This window comes from Bacillus sp. GW821-FHT11D08, from assembly GCF_058808515.1.
This window is the reverse complement of sequence record NZ_JBXARS010000001.1, coordinates 59,267-82,693: the sequence shown is the minus strand read 5'-3', so window position 1 is coordinate 82,693 and position 23,427 is coordinate 59,267. Positions and strand designations below refer to the sequence as shown.

The 23,427-nt window shown below is 47.6% G+C and carries 20 protein-coding genes; 5 read left to right on the top strand and 15 right to left on the bottom strand.

The genetic code is table 11. The features are described 5' to 3' along the window. Positions 1-206 precede the first annotated feature (206 nt). The 3 genes from fsa to spo0F all read right to left on the bottom strand — a co-directional run bounded on the left by fsa (position 207) and on the right by spo0F (position 2,371). Positions 207-845 carry a fructose-6-phosphate aldolase gene (gene fsa, locus AC1RRX_RS00420; RefSeq protein ID WP_007407613.1) on the bottom strand — a complete coding sequence of 213 codons (639 nt, stop codon included), beginning with the start codon at positions 843-845 and terminating at the stop codon, positions 207-209. Positions 846-963: 118 nt separating this feature from the next. Beyond that, positions 964-1,821, bottom strand: coding sequence for a class II fructose-bisphosphate aldolase (locus AC1RRX_RS00415; RefSeq protein WP_003151102.1), 858 nt, complete (start codon positions 1,819-1,821; stop codon positions 964-966). A 175-nt stretch (positions 1,822-1,996) separates the two neighbouring features. Next, entirely contained in the window at positions 1,997-2,371 is a 375-nt protein-coding gene (gene spo0F / locus AC1RRX_RS00410) for a sporulation initiation phosphotransferase Spo0F (protein WP_144463846.1), read from the bottom strand. Positions 2,372-2,535: 164 nt separating this feature from the next. Between spo0F and AC1RRX_RS00405 the strand changes: the two genes are divergently transcribed. Beyond that, positions 2,536-3,057: a DUF2529 domain-containing protein gene (locus AC1RRX_RS00405; protein WP_007407614.1), complete on the top strand. Its 522-nt coding sequence runs from the start codon at positions 2,536-2,538 to the stop codon at positions 3,055-3,057. A gap of 47 nt (positions 3,058-3,104) precedes the next feature. Here AC1RRX_RS00405 and pyrG read toward each other — a convergent pair whose 3' ends face one another. The 3 genes from pyrG to AC1RRX_RS00390 form a co-directional block, all read right to left on the bottom strand. Then, complete coding sequence (pyrG, locus tag AC1RRX_RS00400) at positions 3,105-4,712, bottom strand: glutamine hydrolyzing CTP synthase (protein ID WP_007407615.1); 1,608 nt, start codon at positions 4,710-4,712, stop codon at positions 3,105-3,107. Positions 4,713-4,952: 240 nt separating this feature from the next. Further along, the gene (rpoE, locus tag AC1RRX_RS00395) at positions 4,953-5,480 is read right to left on the bottom strand and encodes a DNA-directed RNA polymerase subunit delta (RefSeq protein ID WP_007407616.1); all 528 of its coding nucleotides are present in this window, start codon (positions 5,478-5,480) and stop codon (positions 4,953-4,955) included. A 227-nt stretch (positions 5,481-5,707) separates the two neighbouring features. Further along, the gene (locus AC1RRX_RS00390) at positions 5,708-7,816 is read right to left on the bottom strand and encodes a (Fe-S)-binding protein (protein ID WP_144463845.1); all 2,109 of its coding nucleotides are present in this window, start codon (positions 7,814-7,816) and stop codon (positions 5,708-5,710) included. Positions 7,817-7,954: 138 nt separating this feature from the next. Here AC1RRX_RS00390 and cls (AC1RRX_RS00385) point away from each other — a divergent pair, with 138 nt between their 5' ends. The 3 genes from cls (AC1RRX_RS00385) to AC1RRX_RS00375 all read left to right on the top strand — a co-directional run bounded on the left by cls (AC1RRX_RS00385) (position 7,955) and on the right by AC1RRX_RS00375 (position 10,470). Beyond that, positions 7,955-9,154, top strand: a complete 1,200-nt coding sequence (cls, locus tag AC1RRX_RS00385) for a cardiolipin synthase (protein ID WP_144463844.1) — start codon at positions 7,955-7,957, stop codon at positions 9,152-9,154. A 12-nt stretch (positions 9,155-9,166) separates the two neighbouring features. Continuing rightward, positions 9,167-10,129 (top strand): UV DNA damage repair endonuclease UvsE, encoded by a 963-nt coding sequence (gene uvsE / locus AC1RRX_RS00380; RefSeq protein ID WP_032867400.1) that lies wholly within the window; start codon positions 9,167-9,169, stop codon positions 10,127-10,129. Between the two features lie 68 nt (positions 10,130-10,197). After that, positions 10,198-10,470: a hypothetical protein gene (locus tag AC1RRX_RS00375; RefSeq protein ID WP_007407620.1), complete on the top strand. Its 273-nt coding sequence runs from the start codon at positions 10,198-10,200 to the stop codon at positions 10,468-10,470. 69 nt (positions 10,471-10,539) lie between these two features. Here AC1RRX_RS00375 and AC1RRX_RS00370 read toward each other — a convergent pair whose 3' ends face one another. The 8 genes from AC1RRX_RS00370 to AC1RRX_RS00335 all read right to left on the bottom strand — a co-directional run bounded on the left by AC1RRX_RS00370 (position 10,540) and on the right by AC1RRX_RS00335 (position 21,758). Further along, positions 10,540-12,264: an ABC transporter ATP-binding protein gene (locus AC1RRX_RS00370; protein ID WP_020956475.1), complete on the bottom strand. Its 1,725-nt coding sequence runs from the start codon at positions 12,262-12,264 to the stop codon at positions 10,540-10,542. 80 nt (positions 12,265-12,344) lie between these two features. Further along, entirely contained in the window at positions 12,345-13,847 is a 1,503-nt protein-coding gene (gene cls, locus AC1RRX_RS00365; RefSeq protein ID WP_021494799.1) for a cardiolipin synthase, read from the bottom strand. A gap of 95 nt (positions 13,848-13,942) precedes the next feature. Continuing rightward, entirely contained in the window at positions 13,943-14,572 is a 630-nt protein-coding gene (locus AC1RRX_RS00360) for a YitT family protein (protein ID WP_122504243.1), read from the bottom strand. A gap of 140 nt (positions 14,573-14,712) precedes the next feature. Further along, on the bottom strand, positions 14,713-15,384 hold the full coding sequence (gene narI / locus AC1RRX_RS00355; RefSeq protein ID WP_136803240.1) for a respiratory nitrate reductase subunit gamma: 672 nt from the start codon (positions 15,382-15,384) through the stop codon (positions 14,713-14,715). Continuing rightward, a complete protein-coding gene (narJ, locus tag AC1RRX_RS00350; RefSeq protein ID WP_136803239.1) occupies positions 15,381-15,938 on the bottom strand; it encodes a nitrate reductase molybdenum cofactor assembly chaperone in 558 nt (185 codons plus the stop codon). Before narJ ends, narI begins: the two co-directional genes overlap by 4 nt. A gap of 25 nt (positions 15,939-15,963) precedes the next feature. Then, the gene (gene narH, locus AC1RRX_RS00345) at positions 15,964-17,427 is read right to left on the bottom strand and encodes a nitrate reductase subunit beta (RefSeq protein ID WP_136803238.1); all 1,464 of its coding nucleotides are present in this window, start codon (positions 17,425-17,427) and stop codon (positions 15,964-15,966) included. Then, positions 17,417-21,103, bottom strand: a complete 3,687-nt coding sequence (locus AC1RRX_RS00340) for a nitrate reductase subunit alpha (protein ID WP_144463843.1) — start codon at positions 21,101-21,103, stop codon at positions 17,417-17,419. The genes narH and AC1RRX_RS00340 overlap by 11 nt, the downstream gene beginning before the upstream one ends. 178 nt (positions 21,104-21,281) lie before the next feature. Then, entirely contained in the window at positions 21,282-21,758 is a 477-nt protein-coding gene (locus AC1RRX_RS00335; protein ID WP_007407629.1) for a cyclic nucleotide-binding domain-containing protein, read from the bottom strand. A 142-nt stretch (positions 21,759-21,900) separates the two neighbouring features. Between AC1RRX_RS00335 and AC1RRX_RS00330 the strand changes: the two genes are divergently transcribed. Next, positions 21,901-22,620 (top strand): YwiC-like family protein, encoded by a 720-nt coding sequence (locus tag AC1RRX_RS00330; RefSeq protein WP_144463842.1) that lies wholly within the window; start codon positions 21,901-21,903, stop codon positions 22,618-22,620. Between the two features lie 31 nt (positions 22,621-22,651). Here the strand turns inward: AC1RRX_RS00330 and fnr are convergent, their stop codons facing one another. Beyond that, positions 22,652-23,368: a fumarate/nitrate reduction transcriptional regulator Fnr gene (fnr, locus tag AC1RRX_RS00325; RefSeq protein ID WP_144463841.1), complete on the bottom strand. Its 717-nt coding sequence runs from the start codon at positions 23,366-23,368 to the stop codon at positions 22,652-22,654. Positions 23,369-23,427: the final 59 nt, after the last annotated feature.

Here is a 23,427-nt window from a genome sequence, read left to right as displayed (position 1 = left end):
GAGAAAGAATACAAGGACATTATAAAATAACAGGAAGAAAATAGCGAAGCTTTGCGGGGCATTTTTAACACAGGATGCACAGAGGCCCGCCGGGTTCACATTCCGGGGAAACACACTCTTCACTTTGATACTGAAGGCCCGCTGCCAAACAGGAAAACATAAGGGTGCGGCAAACGGATGCAACCGGTTTGCCGCCCTTTTCACCCTTATTTATTCCAGTCTGCCAAGAATTGCTCGATGCCTTTATCCGTTAACGGATGTTTCGCCAGCTGGTGAATGACTTTCAGCGGCATCGTACCGATATGCGCACCGCGTAAAGCGGCTTCAGTCACGTGCTGCGCATGACGGATGGAAGCTGCGATGATTTGTGTATCAATGTCATGAATGTCAAAAATCTGTCTTATTTCTGAAATCAGTTCAAGACCGTTATGGCCGATGTCATCCAGACGGCCTAAGAACGGAGATACATAAGTCGCCCCGGCTCTTGCCGCCAAAAGCGCTTGGTTGGCGCTGAAAATGAGCGTTACGTTTGTTTTAATGTTCAGGTCGCTCAGCGCTTTTACGGCTTTTAACCCTTCAGACGTCATCGGGATTTTCACCGTGATATTCGGTGCGATTTTCGCAAGTTCTTTACCTTCTTCAATCATCTCTTCAGCATTCAGGGAAATGACTTCCGCGCTTACTGATCCGCTCACGACTTCCGTAATCTCACGAAGTCTGTCATGGAAAGACACGTCAGCTTCTTTCGCCACTAAACTAGGGTTTGTCGTAACTCCGGCAAGAACGCCAAGTTCATAAGCTTCTTTAATCTCGTCAATGTTTGCTGTATCAATGAAAAATAACATAAGGAAAGCCTCCCCAGTAATAAATTTTCAGAACTGTAAAACATGATTGCGCTTTCTAAAGGTAAGACATAAAACCGCCTGTCAATCCTGTCAGGCGGTTTATGGATGTTACATTGGATTAAGCTTGGTTTGAAGAACCGAACTCACGCATTTTGCCGATAACCGTTTCTTTGATCGCTTCACGAGCAGGTCCAAGATATTTACGAGGATCGTATTCGTTCGGCTTAGCTGCCAATGTTTCGCGGACAGCTTTTGCAGAAGAAATTTGGTTTTCAGTGTTTACGTTGATTTTAGCCGTACCAAGTGAGATTGATTTTTTAATGTCGGCAGTCGGAATTCCTGTACCGCCGTGAAGTACTAACGGAAGGCCGGTTGATTTGCCGATATCTTCCATTTCTTTGAAACCGAGGTTCGGTTCGCCTTTGTAAGGGCCGTGAACAGAACCCAGTGCAGGTGCAAGGCAGTCGATGCCAGTGCGCTCTACAAGTTCTTGACACTCTTTAGGGTCAGCATAGATTACGCCTTCAGCAATCACGTCATCTTCCTGTCCGCCTACAGTTCCAAGCTCAGCTTCAACTGAAACGCCGTGGAAATGAGCAAGCTCAACCACTTTAGCTGTAGTTGCTACGTTTTCCTCAAACGGGTGGTGAGATGCGTCGATCATTACAGAAGTGAAGCCTGCATGAATCGCTTTCGCACAAGATTCAAAGCTTGAACCGTGGTCTAAGTGAATGGCGACAGGAACTGTCACTTTGTATTCTTCCATAAGAGCTTTAACCATGGCAACCACTGTTTTGAAGCCGCCCATGTAGCGTCCCGCGCCTTCTGAAACACCAAGAATAACCGGGGATTTTTCCTCTTCTGCTGCTTGTAAAATAGCTTGAGTGAACTCAAGGTTATTTAAGTTAAATTGTCCAACAGCATATCCTTTTTCTTTAGCTGTATTCAACATTTCCGTCATTGAAACTAAAGGCATGTCGAAAGTCCTCCTTATGTAGCCTGATTTGCTTCTTCTCGAAAAAAGCTTTCCACCTATAGCATGACCATAAAAACCTGTCATATGTAAAACAACAGATCGCTTTTTCTCCATCTCTAGGATACCAACTTTTCGACAAATCGGCAACACAATGACATAATTGTTTCTAATTTTATTAATTCGATTTTAGAGGTAAATATTTTTTCACCGCGTCTCTGATCTCATCAATGTCAAAAGGTTTCGCAAAATGGGTCAGCGCTCCGAGCTCTTTTGATTCCTTAATCATATCGAGTTCTCCGTAAGCGGTCATGATAATGACGCGTATTGATTCGTCGATCATCTTCATGCGCTTGAGAATTTCGATTCCGTCCATGCCGGGGATTTTCATATCTAAAAGCACGAGATCGGGCCGTTCTTTCGTTACGATGTCCAGCACCTGTATGCCGTTGGCGGCCTGAAACGTCTGGTACCCTTCTTTATGAAACACTTCATTGAGCAATATGCGTATACCGTATTGGTCATCTACGATTAAAATCTTTTCATTCATCATTTTACACCCCAATATTATCATTTTCGTCAAAAGGAAGCAGTTGTTTATGTATTCTGTTTGATTTTCACATTTCCTTTAATTATAATAGTCTACTTTCCGACATTTTCTGAGCATTTTCTCTTTTGTTGTATACTGTTCTTGTATGTGTAAAGGAGGTTTCACTCATGTTAAAGATATTTACGACGCAGCTTGCAGGCATTTTTTCCCGCATTCAGGATAAGGAATCCGAAGCAATAGAAGACGGCGCGCGCCTGCTGGCGCAGGCAGCCGTCAGCGGCCATACCATTTATTTATACGGCGCAAATGAGATGCAGGGCATTTTGTGCGAGGCGGAACTCGGCTCAGAACCGATGCCTTCCGTCAAAGCGTTTCCGGATACAGCCGATTCGATTACAGAAAGCGACAGGGTGCTGATGTTTTGTTCAGGTCCGGGCACGGCTGAAGAACAGGCGCTGGCTCAAAAGCTTTATGAAAAAGGGATCGGCCTCGTTGGCGTATCTCCTGTCATCAAAGATCAAACCGGGATTGAGGAATTTTGTGATGTTCATATTGACAGCAAATTAAAAATGCCGCTTCTGCCTGATGAAGACGGGACAAGATACGGCTTTCCTTCATTAATGACAGGCCTGTATGTCTATCACGCACTGTCCTTTACGTTAAAGGAAATGATGCAGGAATATGCCTGATGCAGAAAAAAGACTTGCCGCTTTTAAAGGAGGCAAGTCTTTTTTTATTACTTCTGTTCTGCAGCTTGTACGGAAGCGCCGATAAAGTCTTTGAATAAAGGCTGAGGTCTTGTCGGTCTTGATTTGAACTCAGGGTGGAACTGGCAAGCGACATACCAAGGATGATCTTTCAGCTCGATGATTTCCACAAGACGGCCGTCAGGGCTTGTTCCTGAGAACACAAATCCGTTCTCTTCCATTTGCTGTCTGTATTCGTTGTTGAATTCATAACGGTGGCGGTGGCGTTCGTATACCACTTCATCCGCATACGCTTCGAAGGCTTTCGTGTCTTCCTGAAGCTTACAAGGGTACAGTCCGAGACGAAGCGTTCCTCCGAGATCCTCGACATCTTTTTGTTCTGGCAGAAGGTCGATGATCGGATAAGGAGTGGACGGATCGATCTCCGCAGAGTGAGCCCCTTCCAGACCTAATACGTTTCGCGCATATTCAATGGATGCAATCTGCATACCGAGGCAGATGCCGAAGAACGGAATTTTATTCTCACGCGCATACTTGGCGGCGATGATTTTCCCTTCTACGCCGCGGTCTCCGAAACCGCCGGGCACGATGATTCCGTCTGTGCCGCTAGTCAGCTCTTGAATATTGCTTTCTGTCACTTCTTCGGCGTTAATCCATTTGATCTTCACATCAGCGTCAAACGCATAGCCGGCGTGGCGCAGTGATTCAACGACTGAAATGTAAGCGTCCTGAAGCTCGACGTATTTACCGACGAGGCTGATTGTAATGGTTTTAGACAAGTTTTTCACTTTCGTGACAAGGTCTTTCCATTCCGTCATATCCGGGTCTTTGCATTCTAATTTCATATGATCGCAGACAAGCTTATCGAGTCCCTGCTCCTGAAGGTTAAGCGGGATGGAGTAAAGGTTGTCCGCATCTTCGCACTCGATGACCGCTTTCGTGTCAATATCGCAGAAGAGCGCGATTTTATCTTTCATATCTTGAGAAATCGGCATTTCCGTGCGCACGACGATGATATTAGGCTGAATACCGAGGCTTCTCAGCTCTTTTACGCTGTGCTGCGTCGGTTTTGTTTTCAGCTCGCCCGCCGCTTTGATGTACGGAACAAGCGTACAGTGAATGTACATCACGTTTTCATGGCCGATGTCGCTTTTCATTTGACGGATGGCTTCAAGGAATGGAAGGGATTCGATATCTCCCACTGTTCCGCCGATCTCAGTAATGACTACATCTGCGTTTGTTTCTTTGCCTGCACGGTACACGCGGTCTTTCAGTTCATTTGTGATGTGCGGAATGACCTGAACCGTTCCGCCGAGGTAGTCCCCGCGGCGCTCTTTTTTCAATACGGCAGAATAGATTTTACCGGTCGTCACGTTGCTGAATCTGTTCAGATTAATGTCAATGAACCGCTCATAATGCCCTAAGTCAAGGTCAGTCTCAGCGCCGTCATCGGTAACGAATACCTCACCGTGCTGGTACGGGCTCATCGTTCCCGGGTCAACGTTGATATAAGGGTCAAATTTTTGGATGGTGACGCTCATGCCTCTGTTTTTCAAAAGGCGGCCAAGTGATGCAGCCACAATTCCTTTTCCGAGTGATGATACAACTCCCCCGGTTACAAAAATATATTTCGTCATTTCGTTTGCTCCTCTCTTCGGTCTGCGCTACATTCCTTAAAATGTGCCGTTTTATAGAAAATCATTTCACTAAAAACAAATGATGTGTAAAAGAATTTGGGAGATGAAAATAAGAAAGCTCCCTTTCAATTTCTTGAAAGGGAGCGTAGCACTCTTATGAATTCTCTTCTTTTTGAAGAGCCCAAAATACATACTACATAGTTCGACAATGAAAGTCAAGATCGTTTTGCTGATATAAAATCAGTCTTTGCGATCCTCTTCCTCATCATCATAATCTTCCTCATCTTCTTCAATCATCTCGTCTTCGATCTCAAGCTCGTCGTCATCTTCTTCATCGATATCTTCATCGTCAAAGCTGTCTGCTTCAAGGTCAATATCTTCTTCTATTTCATCGAGATCGATGTCATCTTCGTCAACTTCCTCGAATTCATCAAGGTCGAGATCTTCCTCAACGACTTTTTTCGCTTTTTTCTTTTTCGCTTTTACAGTCGGCTGTGTTTCTTCGTCCAGCTGATCGTACGGATACCAGCTGCGAAGCCCCCACGTCTGGTCTGACAGAGCAATAAAGCGGCCGTCAATGTTCAGGTCTGTATAAAATTGGGCGATACGGTCACCCAGTTCCTCTTTCGTAACACCGAGCAAGGAGATCATTTCATTCAGCAGCTCCTGGAACGGAACCGGTTTTTTATGTTCTGAGAAAATTTCGTGAGCGATTTCAACTAAAGCCATCTGCTTCAGCTGTTCCTGAGAATATTGTTTGATACTCAAGGTCGGACACTCCCTTTCTATTACTTATATGTATCTGTTTCTATCCTATAATAAGAACGAATTTGTATTGTTTTGTTCATAAACCATACCTCTCATTATAAACAAATTAAAACAGAATATGCTACCCTTAACAGCGTAATTTAAGAAATTTTAGAGCCGTCCCTTCATAAATCGGCTGATGTGCGAAAACAAAGCCGCCGGCATATGCGCCGGCGGCCCGCTTCTTTCTATAAAGACTCTTGTTTTTCGGCGCCGAATACAGACATGGCGAGCAATTCACTGACATCATAAGTGCCGATCGCGTCTTCGGCTTCTTTCGCTTTCGTACCGTCACCGAGCATGGTCAGACAGTAAGGACAGCCGGAGCTGATGACCGTCGGACTGACAGAAAGCGCCTGCTCAGTCCGGGCCGTGTTGATTCTCGCTCCCGTTTCTTCTTCCATCCACATGAGCCCTCCTCCGGCGCCGCAGCACATCCCGTTTTCGCGGCTGCGCTCCATTTCCTTCAATTGAACGCCCGGAATGGCTTTTAAGATCGCTCTCGGCGGCTCATACACTTCATTGTATCTTCCTAAATAGCACGAGTCATGGAAGGTAATCGTTTCATTCACCGGGTGAAGCGGTTTTAGTTTCCCCTGTGACACAAGCTCGGCTAATAATTCAGTATGATGATAGACTTCGGCCCGGAATCCGAAATCAGGATATTCATTTTTGAACATATTATAGGCGTGCGGATCAATCGTGACGATTTTTTTGATCCCGTGTTTTTCAAATTCGCCGATGTTGTGTTCCGCCAGCTCTTGGAACAGAAACTCGTTGCCCAAACGGCGCGGCGTATCGCCTGAGTTTTTTTCCTTATTGCCGAGAATCGCAAAGGATACGCCCGCTTCATTAAGCAGCTTTGCAAATGAGACGGCAATCTTTTGGCTCCTGTTATCGTAGGAACCCATTGATCCGACCCAAAACAAATAGTCGAACTCTTTGTCTTGTTTTTTCATTTCTTTCACTGTCGGAATTTCTGTATCAGCCTGCTCCCGCCAGTTCTCCCGCTCTTTCCGGTTTAAGCCCCACGGGTTTCCCTGTCTTTCAATGCTAGTCATGGCCCGCTGCGCGTCGCTGTCCATCTTCCCTTCCGTAAGCACAAGATAACGTCGCAGATCGATAATTTTATCAACGTGTTCATTCATGACCGGACATTGATCTTCACAGTTGCGGCAAGTGGTGCACGCCCAAATCTCCTCTTCCGTGATGACCTCGCCGATTAAGCTCGGGTTGTAATCGATGGCTGCCGCCGCTTCACGCGATCCTCCCCCTGAGGAAGCCGCGGCGAGCTGATTCGCCTTCGTGTGCTGAAAAACGGGCGCGGGCACCCACGGAGATTTTGACGTCACGGCAGCGCCTTTTTCCGTCAAATGGTCTCTGAGCTTTAAAATGAGGTCCATCGGCGAGAGCATCTTGCCCGTACCGGAGGCCGGACACATATTTGTACAGCGGCCGCATTCGACGCAGGCGTAAAGGTCGACAAGCTGAGAGCGGCGGAAGTCTTCAATCTTTCCGACGCCGTAGCTTTCTTTCGACTCATCGGTGAAATCGATTTTTTCCAGCTTTCCTTTTGAATCCAGCCTGCTGAGGAACACATTCGCCGGACCCGCAATTAAGTGCGCATGCTTTGATTGCGGCACGTACACTAAAAAGCTGAGCAAAAACAACAGATGAAGCCACCATGAAACATAAAACACGGCGGCGGCCGCCGGCGCTGAAAGACCGCCGAGCACAAACGCAATGGAGGAAGCGATCGGTTCCGTCCAAGACAGAGAATGATCGTGCCATAAAAGGTTCATGGCGTTCCCGAGAAGCACCGTCACCATCAGTCCGCCGATAAACAGCAGGACAAGCCCCGCTTTAAACCCGCGTTTCAGTCTGACGAGTTTTTCAATGTAGCGCCGGTAAAACGCCCAGACTACGGCGACTAAAATCAGAAACGTGACGATTTCCTGAAAAAAGGTAAACGCCGGATAAAGCGGACCGAACGGCAGATGGCGGTCAGGAAGCAGCCCTTTCAGAATAAAATCAATTGCGCCGAACTGAACGAGTATAAAACCGTAAAAAAACAGAACGTGGATGATGCCGCTCTTTTTATCTTTCAGCAGTTTTTTCTGTCCGAACACATTCACCCATATCTTCTGAAGACGTTCTTTCAGGCGTTTATCAAATTCTTCCCTTTGGCCGAGCTTAATATAAGCGATCCTCGTTCTGATCAGGTAAACGAATAAATAAACGGCGTAAGCGGTTACAGCTGAAAATAGCAGCGCGTTTACCATGAGAAATGCGTTCATCTTGTCTCCCCCTTTGTTCTGATACCCCTCTTCATTGTCATATCTTTACTTTATCATAAATAATGAATGAGTGTTCAGTCAATAATTAAATTCACATTCTCAGGGCACACTACGAATACTTCGGAAAGGAGCGTCGGTATGAAGGTCATTTTTGTGTTGCTTGTCATTTTTATCATATTGATCGCACTTATGCTGCTTGATATGCTGCTTGGCCGGGCGGCGTACAAAAAACAGGCGTATGAGCCCGTTTTTGACCCGAAAAAGAGTGATATCACACTCATTCACTGCGGCAGCGAGCTTGTGCGGCAGATGACGGCTGATATCCGCCAAGCCGTCTCTTCTATTCATATGATGTTTTTTATTATGAAGAACGACCAAGTCAGCCATGAGATGTTTCATTTATTGAAGGAAAAGGCCCAGGCCGGCGTCTCCGTATATCTGCTGCTCGATTGGGCGGGCAGCCGCCAAGTGAAAAAGCCTTCCATTCAAACGTTGAAAAAAGCCGGCGTTCACTTTCATTTTCTAAATAAACCGGCATTTCCGTTTCTATTTTTCAGGCTGCAAAAACGGAATCACCGGAAAGTGACTGTCATTGACGGCAAAATCGGCTATGTCGGCGGTTTTAATATCGCTGAAGAGTACCTCGGCAAAAAAGCGAAGTTCGGAAACTGGGAGGATTATCACCTGCGGATGACCGGAGAAGGCACGGCGGATCTTCAGACTCTTTTTGTAAGCGATCTGAAACGAAACACCGGAAAAGCACCCGGATCACCCGGGGTTTATCCGGCATTATCCGAAGGGAATATCTCTCATAGGACATATGCGTCTGACGGTTTTTCGCTTGAATCGCATTATGAAAACTGCATCCGTAAGGCGGAGAAAAAAATCATTATCGGCACGCCTTATTATGTACCGAGCAAAAAGCTTCAGGAAGCGCTTATTTCAGCCTGCCGAAAAGGCGTCAAAGTCATCTTGATCGTGCCGATGAAGTCAGACCACCCGTTCGTTCGGGAAACAGCTTTTACCTATTATCCCGAGCTTCTGAAGGCCGGCTGCCTCATCTATCGGTATTATCAAGGCTTTTATCATGTCAAAGCTTTCATTATTGATGACCGCATCAGCATTATCGGCACGCCGAATTTTGATAAACGGAGTCTGTTCTGGAATGAAGAGGTGAATGTCATCATTCATGATGAAGCCTTTACAAAGGAAGTGCTTTCAACCATAAAGCAGGACATCGAAAAATCCGAGCTTCTCACATTAGAAAAAGTGAAACAGCGCTCCGTCAGACAGCTTCCTGCAGAATGGCTGGGAAAGGCCATATCTTACTTTTTATAAAGGAGAAACCATATGCTGTTCAGATTCGGATTCGTCGCAAACGCCATGCGCCTTTGGGACGCGTCCCCCGCAAAAACCTTAACATATGCGCGCTATACCAAGCTTTCCCGCAGTGAGCGGAAAGACGCCCTGCTTTCTGTGACAAAAGCAAATCTTACCAATACGCTGCGCACCATCCACTATGTGATCAGCCACGGCATCCCGCTGTACAGGTTCTCAAGCTCGATTGTGCCGCTCGCCACCCATCCGGATGTGCTGTGGGATTTTGTCACGCCGTTTCGCCAGGAGTTTCGTGAGATCGGCGGGCTGGTCAGAAAATATGATCTCAGAACGAGCTTTCATCCGAACCAATTCACGCTTTTTACAAGCCCGAAACAGGAGATTACCGCAAATGCGGTCAAGGATATGGCCTATCATTATGACATGCTGGACGCAATGGGCATCGCGGACCGTTCCGTCATCAACATCCATGTCGGAGGCGCTTACGGTGACAAACAAAGCGCGCTTGGCCGTTTCCGCGTGAATCTGAAAGAACTTCCCGATGTCATCAAACAGCGGATGACTTTAGAAAACGATGATAAAACGTATACGTCCGAGGAAACACTCAGTGTATGTGAACAAGAAGGCATTCCGTTTGTGTTTGATTATCACCATTTTTACGCCAATCCGACCGATGACGCTGATTTAGATGACATTCTTCCGCGGATGATCAAAACATGGCAGCGGATCGGCTTAAAGCCGAAGGTCCATCTCTCCTCGCCAAAATCAGAATCAGCCATACGCAGTCATGCGGACTATGTGGATGCGAATTTTATTCTGCCGGTGCTGGAGCGGTTTCGACAATGGGATACGGACATCGATTTTATGATTGAGGCGAAAGAGAAAGACCGGGCGCTGCTCCGGCTCGTCGAAGAATTAAGCGCCATCCGGGGAGTCAAACGCCTGGCGGGCGGAGTGCTGAGGTGGAAGGCATAACCAGGTTTATCACCCGTTTATATGGGGAATTTCCGAAATAACAGACCATCAGACGGAGGAGAAAACATATGAAAAACATTACATCTTTGAAAATAGCCGCTAAGAAGTTCACTTTAAGAAACATGCTTCAGCTTTATCAGCTTTGCCACACGGGGGGCCACGAGCTGTATATCTACTCTAAAAAAACAATGTGCAAGATCAAAGATATCATTGAGCTGGAAACGTTCAGAATGGCCCATAAAGAACAAGAATATTTAATTGTAGTGGAAGGCAAGAAAGCGGTGCAGCTTATTGACCGTTTCAAACATATCATCGAACCTGCGCAAAAAGAAGCCCATTAAATACAGACTACATAAAAAAGGATAGACAGGAGGCTGCCCGGCCCCCGCTCGTCTATCCTTTTTCTTTTATTAATGAATCAGCTCGCCGAATTGGGCCTGATGAAGTCTCTGGTACATGCCGCCGGATGCCAGCAGTTCCTTATGATGACCTTGTTCAGCGATGCCTTCTTTCGTGACGACGACGATCCTGTCCGCATCCTTAATCGTAGCCAGCCGATGGGCGATCACAAGCGTCGTGCGTCCTTCAGACAGCTCTTGCAGCGATTTTTGAATGGCGGCTTCCGTTTCTGTATCGAGGGCTGATGTAGCCTCGTCTAAAATTAAGATCGACGGGTTTTTCAAAAACATTCTGGCGATGGAAAGCCGCTGCTTCTGCCCGCCTGACAGTTTCACGCCGCGCTCGCCGATCACCGTGTTTAAACCGTCGGGATACCCGTTTACCAAGTCCTCTAAATGCGCCTGGCGGACGGCCTGCCAGATTTCTTCCTCAGACGCGTCGAGCCGCCCGTAAGCAATGTTTTCCCGCAATGTGCCGGAAAACAGAAAGACATCCTGCTGGACGACGCCGATTTGTCCGCGCAATGATGACAGCGTCATGTCCTTAATATCGATTCCGTCAATGGAAATCACGCCTTCAGACGGCTCATAAAAGCGCGGCAGCAGACTTGTCAGCGTTGATTTTCCCGCTCCCGAAGGCCCGACGAATGCGACTGTCTCCCCGGCATGAATGGACAAATTGATTCCCGACAGAACCGGACTGTTTTCTTCGTAACCGAATGACACACCATCATAACGGATATTCCCTTTTAAACCGGACACATGTCTCGCGTTCGGGGCGTCCTTGATATCAGGCTCCGTTTCCAGTATTTCTATAAAGCTTTTAAAACCGGCAATGCCTCTCGGATACATCTCAATAATCGCGTTGATTTTATCAATCGGACGGAACAGAACGTTCGTCAGCAGCACAAAAGCGACGAATTCCCCGTAAGATAACGATCCGCGGATCACGAACCATGTGCCGCACAATAAGACGAACAGCGTGACGAATCTTGTCAGCATGTAACTGATCGAGCCGTTTTTCGCCATGATTTTATAAGACGTCAGCTTTGTTTTGCGGAAACGCTGATTGTTCACGTCAAACCGCTGCGTTTCAAACGCTTCATTGCTGAAAGCCTGAACAAGACGGATGCCGCCGATATTGTTTTCAACTCTCGCGCTGAAGTCCCCGACGTCTTTGTTCAGTTTTGTAAACGCAGAGGTCATTTTTTTATTGAAATACAAAGCAAGCCATATGACGACCGGCATAATGATAAAAGTCAACAGCGCGAGCTGCCAGTTAATAAACAGCATCACACCGAATGCGCCCAAAATCGTCATGATCGCGATAAACAGGTCTTCAGGTCCGTGGTGGGCGGTTTCTCCGATATACATCAAATCATTGGTGAGCTTGGACATTAAACTGCCCGTTTTGTTGTTATCGTAAAATTTGAACGAAAGCTTTTGCAGATGGTCGAAAAGCTTTTTCCGCATATCCGTTTCAATGTTAATGCCGAGCATATGGCCCCAATACGTCACAACATACTGAAGTGCCGAGCTGAGGGCGTAGACCCCGAATAAAGCAGCGGAAGTCAAAATAATCAGACTCCAATCCCGCCCCGGGAGCAATGTATCGATAAAGTAATTGACAATCAGAGGAAAACTCAGCTCCATCAATCCGCCGGCGATGGCAGAAAAGAAGTCGAGAAAAAACAGCTTTTTGTACGGTTTATAATAAGAAAAAAATTGTCGCAGCACGATTCCGTCCTCCTTGTGCCTCGTTCTTAATGATAATATTTCTCAATTATACTATACACAAGGAGTTTTAAAAGCGTTTTTTATAAAACGCCGGAAAATAACCGTGCGAAAGATTCCTTCGTTCTTTCCCATAATGTGCGCTTATAGAAACGGACGGGGCTGATTTTTTCAGACTCCTTCATATCCTCCAGGTAATGCGCTTCAAGATCTTTGATCGCCTCTTGATCCGTAAAAAAGACATTGACTTCAAAGTTCAGCTGAAAGCTTCTCATGTCCATATTCGCCGTCCCGACAGAGGCGAGGTTTCCGTCAGTGATGAGCACCTTTTGATGCATAAAGCCTTTTTGATAAGAATAGACTTCGATTCCTTCGCGAAGAAGCTCGGGGAAATACGATCTCGTCGCGTACTGGGTTAAAAACCCGTCATTGGTTTCCGGCACCATGACACGCACCCGGACGCCTCTGGCAGCAGCCTCCTTTAGCGCTGTGCGGATCGGCTCATTCGGCACGAAATAAGGCGTCGCGATCCATACAGACGATTCGGCCGCCGCTATCATGGCATAATACAGATCGCTCATCCGCTCCTTCATATCGGGGCCTGTCGGAACGACTTGATAGACGCCGCCGCTTTCTGCCGCAACCGGGCGGGTATATGCTTTCTGATCAATCAGCACCTCATCCGAAACGTATTCCCAATCAAGCATAAAAATGCTGTGGAGCGTCTGAACGATTTCTCCTTCGACTTTCATATGTGTGTCCCGCCAAAAGCCGACATCTTGGTCTTTGCCGATATACTCCTTGCCGACATTCAGCCCGCCGACAAAACCGACTTTCCCGTCAACGATGACGATCTTGCGGTGATTTCTGAAATTGAATTTTTGGTTGAAAAAACCGTATTTCAGCGGCAGAAACGGGACGATGTTCACACCCGCGCGTTTCAGTTTTTTAATATCTTTTCCGGCCAGCTTCAGGCTGCCGGCCGCGTCGAACAAAAACCGCACTTCCACACCTTGACGCGCCTTTTCCATCATAATGTCCATCATCTTGTGCCCGAGCATGTCTGATTTGAACATGTAATACTCAATATGTATAAATGACGCGGCCTCCCGGAGCGCCTCAAACAGCTCCGGAAATGTTTCGTCCCCGTTTTTGAGCACCTTCAGCCTGCTTTTTGTATTAATATTCATATGGGACGCCTTGATTGAATATTGAAAGAAACGCTTCTGATTTCCTTTCAGCCCGGACAGGTCGGGAGTTTGTTCCATATCAAATATCGTTCTCAGCTTTTCCCGGTTGTATGTCCGTTTCGACCTGAACAGCTTGCCTTTTTCATAAAGCTGGCCGGAAAAAAGGTAAAATAAGTACCCGGCGATCGGAAAAAACACAAGAATATGAATCCATAACAGCGTGTGCTGCGAGGTGCGGTTTTCAAGAATTAACGAATAGATGCTGAACAAAATAATGCTTGCATAGCAAAGCACCCCTCCGTAAAACTCAAGCCTGGAAACCGGAAAAAACCATATGACATATGCTCCGATAAGCATCATATATAAAAAGCAAAATTCCAGTCTCCTTTTCAGCATCCCGACTCTCTCCCATCTGATCCGATATCTCTGTATACCCTCTGTTTTCCGGCTTGTAAACATATGAAAAAGCCTCTCCGCACGAGCGGAAAGGCTTATGATGAAGCTTCCTGTGATTGGCCGGGTGTGATGTTCTGAAGCAATGCCGGATTGAGCGAGCAGCTGCCTTTGATTTTATTTTTGAAGATGCCGATGATCAGACCGGTGACCGCTATCGACACTAAGGAGAAGAGCCCTTTCAGCAGCCCGACGGAAAAAATGCCGGCCAGCACGACGCCAAAATCGAAGAGGAAATTAACGGCACCCGGATTCCATCCGCAGCGCTTTTGCAGAAATAAAGCGAGGATATTGGCGCCGCCGAGCGATGCCTGATGATAAAACATGAGCGACAGGCCGAACCCGATCAGCACCCCGCCGCAAATCGCCCCGGCAAGCGGTGAAACAGAGACCGGCGGCAGCCAGTGATCCGCGCCGGTAAACAGAGTCAGCACTGTGACTGCAAAAACGGTGGATAGAGTGAATTTGATTCCCATTCTGATGAGAGAAAATATATAAAACGGGATATTGATCAGAAAGAAGATAATCGCAAACGAGGAATGAAACAAGTATGACAGGCTTAGTGACAGTCCCGCTGTGCCGCCGGTTAATACTTGAGAATGTCTGAGTGTCAGGACGCCGGCGCTTGTCATCAGACAGGCGGCTAAAATGAGGAAAATCCGCTTCATTCTTCACTCTCCTTTTGTTGCTGTTATTTCCAAATAAAACATAACAGGAATCCCGCCGCCCAGCCATTACCTTGGCAGAAAATATCTTATGTTTTTATTTTTTCACCATAAAAAATCCCCCTCTCTTGCAGGGGGGATTTTTACGTGCGTTTCCGATAGACAACATAGCTGCGGGTCAAATACTTGAGGGGCAGGCTGAACACGTGAACCAATCTTGTAAACGGCCAAAGGATAAAAACGACGTACCCTATGATGATATGAAACTTAAACCATAGCGGGACACTCTCCATCAAAGAAGCGTCAGGCCGGAACAAAACGATTTTCCTGAACCACGGCCCGACTGTTGCCCTGTAATCAAATCCTTTCGAGTCAATGTTGAGGAACGTGGCCGCAACGCCCGACAGCATCATAAAAAGTATCAGGATGAGCGTCAGGATATCCGATGGCGAGCTGGTTTTGCGGATTCTTTTGTCAAACAGCCTTCTGTACGTCAGGATGACAAGTCCGGCACATGCAGCAATCCCCGCCGGCAGGCCTGCACCGATCGCTATTTTGTGATACATGTGCTCGGAAATGCCAAGAGAAGCATACACGCCTTCCGGGATCAAAATTCCCATGACATGTCCGCCGACAACGCACAGCAGTCCCCAATGAAAAAGTGTGCTGCCAGCGGCAAGTTTTTTCTTTTCTAACAGCTCGCTTGATTTCGCCGTCCAGCCGAATTGGTCATGCTGATAGCGGTAAATATGCCCGCCGATAAAGATCGTCAATACAATGTATGGCATAACGCCCCACAGGATCTGCCCGCTCATGCCTGAACAGCCCCTTCTTCAATGCTTTCACGTACACCGATGTTTTCCAGTGCGGCCTGCAGCACGTGCAGCAGCTCAGCATAGATGCTGTTATTTTTTTCGAGGCGGGAAGCCAGCTCCCTCACATTAGACACGTATTTCTCAAACACGCTTCTCGCCGCTTCAATCTCCGCAACCGCAGCGAATTCCAGCATCAGCGGCAGGTAATCAGGCAGTTCTTTCTCTGTCGGCAGGAAACCGGATTGCTGGTAGGTGTTTTTTAAATGCAGCAATTCAATGCCGCGCTCCCTTTGTTCGCCTGAGTTAAAGTAGGTGACGTACATATTCGTTTTTTTTCCGAAATCGAACGTATACACATAGTGTTCAATCAGCGCTTGCGGAGAAAAGCCGGCCGCCGCCTCTAAAAAGTGCAGCAATTTCTCACGGATTTGCCGGTTGGTGATGTCATGGATAAGAGCCTTCCAATCGGGAATCTCGGCTCTCCACTCTTCATCCGGATAAGAGAGAAGAACGGAAAGAGCGAAGAACGTCATTTGCCGGTCTGTGGTGTTCATGTTATTACACCTCATTTATGAAAAATTAGAAACAAGAGCCCGGGCCGCCTGAAAATGATAAGCCGCAGCTCCCTTGTTCAGCATATAAATCTGACACTTCTTCTCGATGGCTGCTCGGGATCACAAAACGGTCATCATATTTGGCGATTGCCAGCAGCCGATACATGTCTTTAATTTGCTGTTCTGTTAAGCCGACACTGGAGACCAATGCCGGGTCCATGGATTTATTCGTCTGAACCGCCCTCATATACTGGCGCATGACAGACATTTTCTTTAACGTGGATCGAATATGATCCGTATCCCCCGCCGTTAACAGCTGCGCCAAATAGTCAATCGGAATTCTCATTTGGTCGATAGCCGGAAAAATCGCTTCCGCCGTTTGCCGGCTGCCTTTTCCTTCAAAGAAATTCATAATCGGGCTGAGCGGCGGAATGTACCAAACCATCGGCAGCGTACGGTACTCAGGGTGAAGCGGAAGCGCAATCTTCCAGTCAATGATCATTTTATAGATCGGCGATTGCTGCGCCGCTTCTATCCATTCAGCCGGGATGCCTTGTTCTTTTGCCAGTTTGGCAATCTCAGGATCATTCGGATCAAGAAAAACGTCCAGTTGGGAATGGTAGAGATCCTTTTCATTTTCAACAGAGGCCGCTTCCTCCACTTTGTCCGCATCATACAGCATGACGCCGAGATAGCGGATTCTGCCCACACACGTTTCAGAGCAAATAGTCGGCAGCCCCGCCTCCAAACGCGGAAAGCAGAGTGTGCATTTTTCCGCTTTGTTCGTTTGCCAGTTAAAATAGACTTTTTTATAAGGACACGATGAGACGCAATATCTCCATGAACGGCATGCATTTTGATCAACAAGCACAATGCCGTCCTCCTCACGTTTGTACATGGCGCCGGACGGGCAGGAGGACACGCACGCCGGATTGATGCAGTGTTCGCAAATACGCGGCAGATACATCATAAAGACTTCATCGAATTCTGTTTTGATCGATTCCTCCATTTTTTGCACGTTTGGATCTTCAAGCCCTGTAATATGGCCGCCCGCGAGATCATCCTCCCAGTTCGGACCCCATTCGATATTCATAAAATCCCCCGTCAAGGACGATTTCGGGCGCGCCACCGGCTGGTGCTTTTTTTGCGGGCTGTTTGTTAATGTTTCATAATCATAGTTCCAAGGTTCATAGTAGTCATCAATCGTCGGCTGGTTCGGGTTATAGAAAAGGCCTGCGAGCCGATTCGTTTTCGGGCCTGATTTCAGTTCAAGCTTTCCTTTTTTCAACGTCCAGCCGCCTTTATATTTGTCCTGGTCCTCCCATTGCTTCGGGTAGCCGATGCCGGGCTTTGTTTCTACATTATTGAAGTACATATATTCCGCACCGGAACGGTTTGTCCATGTGTTTTTGCAGGTGACGCTGCACGTGTGGCAGCCGATGCATTTATCCAAGTTCATGACCATCCCGATCTGCGCTTTAATCTTCAAGCCAATCGACCTCCTTCAGCTTGCGGATGACGACATTCAGGTCGCGCTGATTCCCCGTCGGACCGTAATAGTTAAAGCCGTAACTCAGCTGTGCATAGCCCCCGATCATCTGGGTCGGCTTGACGTGAATCCTTGTCGGGCTGTTATGGGTGCCTCCGCGGTTATTCGTCAGTTTTGTGCCGGGCACATTGATGTGGCGGTCCTGGGCATGGTGCATAAACGCCATTCCTTTAGGAATCCGGTGAGACAAAACCGCTCTCGCGACGACAACGCCGTTTCGGTTGAAGCATTCAATCCAATCGTTGTCTTTGATATCCGTGTCCTCTGCGTCATCTTTATTCATCCACACGGTCGGCCCGCCGCGGAACAGCGTCAGCATCGGCAGAGAATCAAAATACATGCTGTGGACGGACCATTTATTATGCGGCGTCAAATAATTAAGAACGATTTCTTTGCCCTCTTGATCAGGCCGCTTGCTTAGGAACGGACGGTGCTGGAGGATCGGTTTAAATGTCGCCATCGCTTCACCGAATTCCATCATCAGTTCATGATCGACATAATAGGATTGTCTGCCGGTCAGCGTCCGCCACGGAATTAATTTTTCCACATTCGTAGTAAACGGCGAGTACCTGCGCCCTCCTTTTTCTGAACCGGTAAAGGCCGGAGAGGTGATGACCGTTTTCGGCTGGGCTGTAATTTGCTCGAACGTAAAGCATTCTTCCTCGCGCTCTTCCGCCAGGTCTTTCAGCTCCAGATCGGTAATGTTTTCAAGCGATTCCCATGCTTTCACGGCGACTTTTCCATTGGAGGTGGACGACAGGGTTAAAATCGCTTCCGCCGCCTGCTTCGCTTCACTTATATTCGGGCATCCTTTGGCAACGCTGTTTGAATTAGTTTCTCCCAGTCTCTGTTTGAGTGATTCATATTCATCCGCAATCGACCAGCTCATCCCTTTTGTTCCGCTCGGTTTTAAAGCCGTATGAGGGCCGAGCGCGGTCATTTTATGAAAAATGTGTTTGTAATCCCGTTCAACGACATGGATGTTCGGCATCGTTTTTCCCGGAATGGCTTCACATTCACCCTTGCTCCAGTCATTGATTTTGCCGAACGGCTGGGCCAATTCCTGCATCGTGTCGTGGAGAAGCGGCGTTGCGACTACCTCATTTACCGGCTCCATATCGACTTCTTCCGCCAGATCGGAAACGGCTTTTGACAGCGCCTTAAAAATATCCCAGTCTGACTTCGATTCCCACGGCGCCGAGATGGCCGGAGCAAATGGATGAATAAACGGATGCATATCCGTACTGCTGAGATCGTGTTTTTCATACCATGTCGCCGCCGGCAGCACGATATCGGAATACAGCGCCGTACCCGCCATTCGAAAATCAAGATTGATTAACAAGTCGAGCTTGCCTTCCGGCGCCTGCTCCCGCCATTTGATTTCTTCAGGGCGGATGCTGTCGCTGTCGTCATTCATCAGACCGTTCGTCGTCCCCAGCAGATGCTTGAGAAAATATTCATGCCCTTTCCCTGAGCTTGAGATCAGATTTGCCCGCCATACGAAGAGATTTCTTGGGAAATTCACTTCATTGTCAGGGTCTTCAATCGCGAATTTCAGTTTTTTTTCTTGAAGCCGTGAGGCCACGTACGCACCTACGTCTTCAGGTGTCGCCGCCCCCGCTTTCTCAGCTTCTTTGTACAGATCAATGCCGTTTTGATTGAATGTCGGGTAAGACGGAAGCCACCCTAATCGCGCCGCCAGCACATTGTAATCGGCGTGATGCTTGTAGCGGGATGACGCGGCGATCGGTGAAGCCAAGTCACTGATCGGCTGGTCTTCATAACGCCACTGGTCTGTCGCAAAGTAAAAAAATGAGGTGCCGTTTTGCAGTTTAGGCACGCCTTCCCAGTCCTTTGCGGTGGCAATCGTCTGCCACCCTTCAGCCGGACGGAGCTTTTCCTGCCCCACGTAATGGGCCCAGCCTCCGCCGTTTACGCCTTGGGCGCCTACGAGTAAAACAAGATTTAACACCGCACGGTAAATCGTGTCGGAGTTGAACCAGTGGTTAATGCCCGCCCCTACGATAATCATGGATCTGCCGTCTGTATCGATCGCATTTTGGGCAAACTCCCTGGCAATCTGTATAACGGCTTCTCTTTTAATTCCCGTAATCTTTTCCTGCCAGGCAGGTGTGAACGGACGGGGATCATCATAGGATGCGGCTGATTGTCCGCCGATGCCCCGGTTCACGCCGTAGTTGGCCAATATCAAGTCAAACACGGTCGTGACGTACGTCTCTTCACCGTTCAGGTCCAGTTTTTTAATAGGAAGATTCCGCTCAAGCACTTTGTTTCCGTCATCTGAAAAATACGGAATGCGCACTGAGCCGATTTCGTCCTCTATTCCGAGCACGGAGAGACGGGGCTCAATCTGTTCCCCGGTGTCTTCGTCGATCATGTGCAGATTCCATTTCTGCTGCCCGTCCCAGCGGGAGCCCATTGTGCCTTGCGGTATGGCAAACGCACCTGTCTGTTCATTCCAGACCGCCGGCTTCCACTGATCATTTTTTGTCTGCCGCCCGATGTCTTTTGCATGCAGAAACCGTCCCGCTGTATACACGCCGTTCTCTTTTGAAAGAGTGACGAAGAATGGAAAATCGGTGTATTGCTTCGCGTACTCAATAAAACGTTCAGTTTCTTGGTTCACGTAAAATTCCTGCAAAATGACGTGACCCATCGCCATCGCAAGCGCCCCGTCAGTCCCCTGGCGGATACTCAGCCAGTCATCCGCAAACTTTGAGGATTCCGCAAAATCGGGACTGATCGAAATGACTTTAGCGCCTTTATAGCGGGCTTCCGCCAGAAAATGCGCATCAGGCGTTCTCGTTAACGGCACGTTGGAGCCCCATGTGATGATATAGCCTGAATTGTACCAATCACTGCTTTCCGGAACGTCCGTCTGGTCGCCCCAAATTTGCGGGGACGCCGGCGGAAGATCCGCATACCAGTCATAAAAACTGAGCATTGGGCCGCCGATTAAAGACATGAATCGCGAACCTGATGCGTGGCTGATCATGGACATCGCCGGGATCGGAGAAAAACCGACATTCCGGTCAGGCCCGTATTTCATCACTGTATACAGCAGAGAGGCCGAAATCAGCTTCAGCACCTCCGGCCATTCCGCGCGGACAAAGCCGCCTTTCCCTCTTGCCTGTTTATAGGACTTCGCTTTTTCAGGGTTTTCGACGATCGATTTCCAGGCATCCAGCGGATTTTGATGCGTCTGCAATGCTTCCCGCCACAAATTGATCAGCACACCTCGCACATATGGATATTTCACACGGAGCGGGCTGTAGATGTACCAAGAAAAACTGGCCCCCCGCGGGCAGCCTCTCGGTTCGAAATCAGGCATATCCGGGCCTGTTGATGGATAATTCAAGTTTTGTCCTTCCCACGTGACAATTCCGTTTTTCACATAAATATTCCAGCTGCAAGAACCCGTGCAGTTGACGCCGTGGGTGGAGCGAACGACTTTGTCGTACTGCCATCTGTTTCTGTATACATTCTCCCAATCACGATCTTCGCTTGTCGTTTGGCTATGGTTATTTGAATGATGTTCGGTAGGAGAAAAATAGTTTAATCTCCTGAGCAACGGACTCATTTTCTTTTTCTTCATGATCGTTCACTCCTTCCGAGTCAGGTAATGCTATGTACACTATAAACAGAGACGGCGCATCACCTTGTGAACTATGTCACACACTCTGCTTTTTTCACAAAACGTTCACACAGAGCAGCAGGAAGGATTTTCAAACGATATGGGGACGCCCGGCGTCATCAAAAAAAACCGGTTCTGTTTAAGAACCGGGTTCGGCGTTTTCATCCCGTGATGTATGCAGATACCGCAAAAACAACTGATAGGAACAGAAGACATTTTGCTGAAGCATCGCCAAAAAGTTCATTTGCAGCCGCGGATGGTAAGACATCATTTGCTTAAATACGGAATATGGAATATGGAGTACCAGAATATCCGGTGAGGCATTGACTGAGATAAAAGGCGATAAAGAGAGCCCGCCTTTTTCATCAATCGGAAACACATCGCCTTTTTCCCACAGCGCAACGGTTTGCGACCCTTCAGGGAGCCTGCTGTCCGTAAAACGGATATTGCCTTTTAATACAATATAAACGGATTGTGAATGAAGAAAGGATGGAGATTGGTCAGATGAGCCGCGGATAAACGTCCCGTTTTTCAGCAAGGTTTCGACAATGGACAGAGGCACTTCATTAAACATAGGAAGTTGTTTCAGAAATAATAAATAGTCACACTGATTCATAGGAAAGCCTCCTGTGCTAAGGATAGCTTTAGTGTAGCCCGATTGAGCCCGCGCGGCAGTGATGTATTTCACAGCTTGTATGATAAAAGTCACTTATCAGGAGAGTGTTTGTACTTATAATGAAATAAAAAGGAGGGTTTCGATGAAGGCGATGATTCCGAAGCAGCACGGCGCATGGGCGATGCTGCTGATTCCATTTTTACTCGGCATGGTCAAGGGAGGCCCGGTTTTCTGGCATATTCCGCTCTTTCTGGGCTGGCTGTTCCTTTACTTAGCGGTTTATCCCGTTTCGCTCGCTTTGAAAAAAAAACAGCTTCAGCCCTATCAAAAGTGGATATGGTATTACGGTTTTCCGGCCTGCTGCTTTTTGATCATTTCTGTCTATCATAGGCCGCAGCTCGTCTGGATCGGCGTTTTTTTATTGCCGCTGTTTCTCATACATACGCATTATGCCCGCCGAAAAAACGAACGGGCGCTCACGAATGATATTGCGGGTGTTCTGTTCTTTTGTTCAGGCGGGCTTGCGAGCTGCTGGCTGGGAACGGGAACCCTTGACAGCTGGGCTTGGTTTCTATTCTTGCAATCCGCTTTATTTTTTGTCGGGAGTTCTTTTTATGTGAAATCGGTCATACGGGAGAGAAAAAACAGAAGGTTTGCATACTGGTCGTGGGGATATCACCTCTTGCTCCCCTTTTTATCGGCTCTTCTCGGGGCAGGATGGGCGTTTCTCGCTTTTATCCCAAGCAGTCTGCGGGCCTGGTTTTTTCACGGAAGAGACTGGCCGGTGAAAACGATCGGCATTCTGGAAATCGTAAATGCCGGCTTCTTTTTCGCCGTCATGTGTATATGTATCACAAGCTGAAAAACAAGGACACCGGCTGCCCTTGTTTTTTTCAGTCAATATTGCAGATCTCCAGCGGACAATTTTCACACTCGATCTCGAATCGTAAATAGTCCCGCTTGTGCAAAATAATTTTTCCGGTTTCGTCTATCGAAATAACCCCTTGTTTGCGGAGGTCTCCCAGCATGCGGTTGACACTCTCCCTTGCCGCCGCGCAAAACTTAGCCAAATCCTGATTTGTCAGCACAATGTTAATCAGAATCCCGTCGTTTCGCACTACCCCGTAGCTGTTTGATAAGCGGATAAGAGTAGAATAGAGCGCCCCCTTTTTGCCGTGAAGAAGCAGGTCCCTGATCTTGGACTGGATTTTTCGAAGATGGGTGCTCATCCATTTCATAAATTCAAACGTCAAAACACCGTTTTGGATCAATTCCTTTTCCAGCTTGTTTTTATTAATGACGAGCACCTCGCCATCCTCTAACACTTTCGCACTGAGCATATATCTCGGCTCATCTGTGAATAGCGTCAATTCCCCGACAATATCGTTTTTTTGGCAGATTCTAAGCGTCAGGTCTTTTCCGTCAGACGTCAGTTTGCCGATTTCAATGAGTCCTGACTGAATCAGATAAAGCTCTTTTGCATCCATTCCTTCTTGAAACAAATAAGTATGTTTTTTCATTTTCCTTTTCGTACTGATCGATTCCAGCAATTCATGCAGTTCGCGGGAAAGAAGTTCTTTATCAGATTTTCGGACAGAGAGAATATTCATGAGCTCACCTCGAAGAAAGTCACGTTGCGTATGTATATTGTAACGTGACTTGATTTGCA